This is a genomic window from Delftia sp. JD2, assembly GCF_001682645.1.
Lineage (GTDB): Bacteria > Pseudomonadota > Gammaproteobacteria > Burkholderiales > Burkholderiaceae_C > Comamonas > Comamonas acidovorans.
This window is the reverse complement of sequence record NZ_LFJT01000126.1, coordinates 1-3275: the sequence shown is the minus strand read 5'-3', so window position 1 is coordinate 3275 and position 3275 is coordinate 1. Positions and strand designations below refer to the sequence as shown.

The window sequence follows — 3275 nt, the reverse complement described above, 5'->3', positions numbered from 1 at the left end:
CGCCAAAGGAAAGTAGGCAAAGCAAAGGCGACCCGAATGCCCGCGACCCCTTCGCTGCGCTGCGGGGCAACCTGCGTCGGGCCGCCTGCGGGGTTCGCCGTGAAACTCACTTCGCGCTACGCGCTCCGTTCAAACAATCACGGCGAGTCAGATGACGAGGCAGTCCTGTCCTTCGGCAGGACTGCAACCCCGCAGGAGGCCCGACGCAGGCGCGGGCATACGGGAGGGGGGAGCGGAGCGGACTGCCCGGGGGCAGGAGCCGCTGGGCGCGGCTGATTGTTCTGGTTTTCTGGATGATCCATCCCGGCTGCGCCGGTTTATCGCGGGGGGCTGGCTGCCTAAGCTGGATGCTTCATCCAAGCACAAGGAGCGTTTCCATGGCAGACCATTCCATTCGCGGCAAGGTGGCGCTGATTGCAGGCGGCGGCAAGAATCTGGGCGGGCTGATTGCCCGTGATCTGGCGGGGCACGGCGCGCGGGCCGTGGTGGTGCACTACAACAGCGAGTCTTCCCGGGCTGAGGCCGAGACCACGGTGGCGGCAGTGCGGGCGCTGGGCGCAGAGGCCGTGGCGCTGCAGGGCGATCTGACGCGTGCTGGCGCTGTGGAGCGGCTTTTTGCAGAGGCTGTGGACGCTGTGGGCCGGCCGGACATTGCCATCAACACCGTGGGCAAGGTGCTCAAGAAGCCGCTGATGGAGATCACCGAGGCGGAGTACGACGAGATGGCCGCCGTCAACGGCAAGTCGGCGTTTTTCTTCCTCAAGGAGGCGGGGCGCCATGTCAACGACCACGGCAAGATCGTGACCCTGGTGACCTCGCTGCTGGGCGCGTTCACGCCGTTCTATTCCTCCTACGCGGGCACCAAGGCGCCGGTGGAGCATTTCACGCGGGCGGCGGCCAAGGAGTTCGGGGCGCGGGGCATTTCGGTCACGGCCGTGGGGCCGGGGCCCATGGACACGCCGTTCTTCTACGGCCAGGAAGGCGCGGAGGCCGTGGCCTATCACAAGAGCGCGGCGGCGCTGTCGCCGTTTTCGCCCTCGGGGCTGACGCATATCGAGGACGTGGTGCCCTTTATCCGCCACCTGGTCAGCGACGGCTGGTGGATCACCGGGCAGACCATCCTCATCAACGGCGGCTACACCACCAAGTAGGCCGGTCCCGGCCGGGACTATGCTGCACGCCATGGACCGACTCGACCGATACCGGATCTTCATGCAGGTGGCCGAGATGGGCAGCTTCATCAAGGCCGCCCATGCGCTGGACCTGCCGCGCGCCACGGTCTCCGCCGCCGTGCAGCAGCTGGAAGAGCAGGTGGGCGCAAGACTCCTGCACCGCACCACGCGCCAGGTGAGCCTGACGGCCGATGGCGCCCAGTTGCTGGAGCGTGTGCGCCCGCTGCTGTCAGAGGCCGAGGATGTGGAGCAGATGTTCCAGGCCCGCACGCGCCAGGCCACGGGCCGGCTGCATGTGGACGTGCCCAGCCGCATCGCGCGCCGCCTGCTGGCGCCTGCGCTGCCGGGGCTCATGCGCCGCCACCCGGGGCTGCAGCTGGTGCTGGGCTCGTCAGACCGCGCCATAGACCTGGTGCAGGAAGGCGTGGACTGCGCCGTGCGCGTGGGCACGCTGCATGACAGCAGCCTGGTCGTGCGCCCGCTGGGCTGCATTGCCCTCATCAACTGCGCCAGCCCCGCCTACCTGCGCGAGCACGGCCTGCCCGAGCAGCCGCAGGACCTGCTGCACGGCCACTGGAGCGTGGGCTATGCCTCGCCGCGCACGGGGCGGGAACTGCCGTGGGAGTGGAGTGGGGCGAGCGATGTGGATGGGGTGGATGGAGTGGACGGGCCGCAGACCCTGGCCGTGCCCAGCCGCGTGGTGACCAACAATGCAGAAAGCTACATCGCCTGCTGCCGCGCAGGCCTGGGGCTGATCCAGATCCCGCGCTATGACGTGCAGCACCTGCTGGATACGGGCGAGCTGGTGGAAGTGCTGCTCGCCCACCGCGCAGCGCCCATGCCCGTGGCGCTGCTGTACCCGCACCGCCGCCAGCGCTCGCGCCGGCTGGCGGTTTTCATCGACTGGTTCGAGGCGCTGATGCGGCCGAACCTGGAGCCGTAGGCGCAACCCCGGCCGCCCCAGTCACTGCAGCCGCCCCGGCCGCAGGCTGGGGCTGGGCCCCATCGTCGTCATGAATGGGCCGGTAGCCGGGCCCGAACGACACATCCCCCAGCCGCCAGCCCTCGCGCCGGCGAAACGCCCCCCAGAACCGCTTGAGCGTATGCCACTGCATGGCCACCAGCCCGCGCTCGTTGTCGGCATCCACCTCGGGGTCGCTCACGCCCGTGGGGCGCACGGGCTCGTTGGTGTACAGCGCCGTGCCAAACAGCATGTCCCACCAGGGCAGCACCTGCCCAAAATTACAGTTGTGGCGCGTGGGCCGCTCGGGGTCGCGCAGCATGTGGTGGTGGCGGTGGAACAGCGGGCCCACCAGCACCCGCTCACCCACGCGGCCCAGCCAGCCCAGGCGCAGCCGCACATTGGCGTGCGAGAAGTTCTGCACCAGCTCGCTGAGCAGCCCCAGCAACGCAAACTCCGAAGGCTCCACCCCCATCGCCAGCCCCACCGTGGCCAGGATGAAGGACTGCAGCATGCCGTCCAGGTAATGGCTGCGGTCATTGCTCCAGCAGCTCATCTGCCGCTGGCTGTGGTGCATGCTGTGCATGGCCCACCACCAGGGAATCACATGCTGGGCGCGGTGCATCCAGTAATACACCAGGTCGTAGACCACGTAGTACACCAGGAACAGCGCCACCGGATGGTCCGCAAACCACGGCACCCAGTGCTTGAGCCCCGTGGCCTCCTCGGCCGCCGGCCCGCCGCCCAGCATGCTGGCAAACGGCATCAGCACCAGAAAACTGAACAGCGGAAACAGCCCCAGCAGCATCAGCAGCGTGTAGTTGCGGTCCACCGTCGTCAGCCGCCGGTCGCTCCAGCGCTCGGCCGGAAACAGGCTCTCCAACGGCCGCATCACGCCTGCGATCAAGAACAGCTGCAGCCCGGCAATCAGCACCGCCTCGGCAATCTCACGCGGATCGCCGGCCGCCTGGGCGATGTCCAGCCAGTGGACGGTGGGGGTTACGGCGTGGGTGGCGAGCCAGGTGATGGCTGCCTGCCACAGCTCGGTCAGTGAATTCATGTCTTGTGCCTGCAAGAAGGGCCGGGGAGGGCTGGGGGTTGCGGGCGGGATTATGGGGTGGGGGTGTGGAGGGAGTGTGTGG

Annotated in this window: 3 protein-coding genes; 2 read left to right on the top strand and 1 reads right to left on the bottom strand. The window is 68.3% G+C overall.

Going from position 1 to position 3275, the window contains the following annotated elements; translation table 11 throughout:
* The first annotated feature begins 377 nt into the window (after positions 1-377).
* Positions 378-1151 carry an SDR family oxidoreductase gene (locus ACM14_RS30085; protein ID WP_065348168.1) on the top strand — a complete coding sequence of 258 codons (774 nt, stop codon included), beginning with the start codon at positions 378-380 and terminating at the stop codon, positions 1149-1151.
* A gap of 31 nt (positions 1152-1182) precedes the next feature.
* Positions 1183-2115 carry a LysR family transcriptional regulator gene (locus tag ACM14_RS30080; protein ID WP_139093534.1) on the top strand — a complete coding sequence of 311 codons (933 nt, stop codon included), beginning with the start codon at positions 1183-1185 and terminating at the stop codon, positions 2113-2115.
* On the opposite strand, the gene ACM14_RS30075 is transcribed toward ACM14_RS30080, so the two are convergent.
* Positions 2069-3193 (bottom strand): sterol desaturase family protein, encoded by a 1125-nt coding sequence (locus ACM14_RS30075; protein WP_065348166.1) that lies wholly within the window; start codon positions 3191-3193, stop codon positions 2069-2071. The genes ACM14_RS30080 and ACM14_RS30075 overlap by 47 nt on opposite strands.
* Between the last annotated feature and the right edge of the window lie 82 nt (positions 3194-3275).

Bases quoted from the DNA above. Each gene is read 5' to 3' on its own strand.
- ACM14_RS30075 (WP_065348166.1), bottom strand. From the start codon at position 3,193: ATGAATTCACTGACCGAGCTGTGGCAGGCAGCCATCACCTGGCTCGCC.
- ACM14_RS30085 (WP_065348168.1), top strand. From the start codon at position 378: ATGGCAGACCATTCCATTCGCGGCAAGGTGGCGCTGATTGCAGGCGGC.
- ACM14_RS30080 (WP_139093534.1), top strand. From the start codon at position 1,183: ATGGACCGACTCGACCGATACCGGATCTTCATGCAGGTGGCCGAGATG.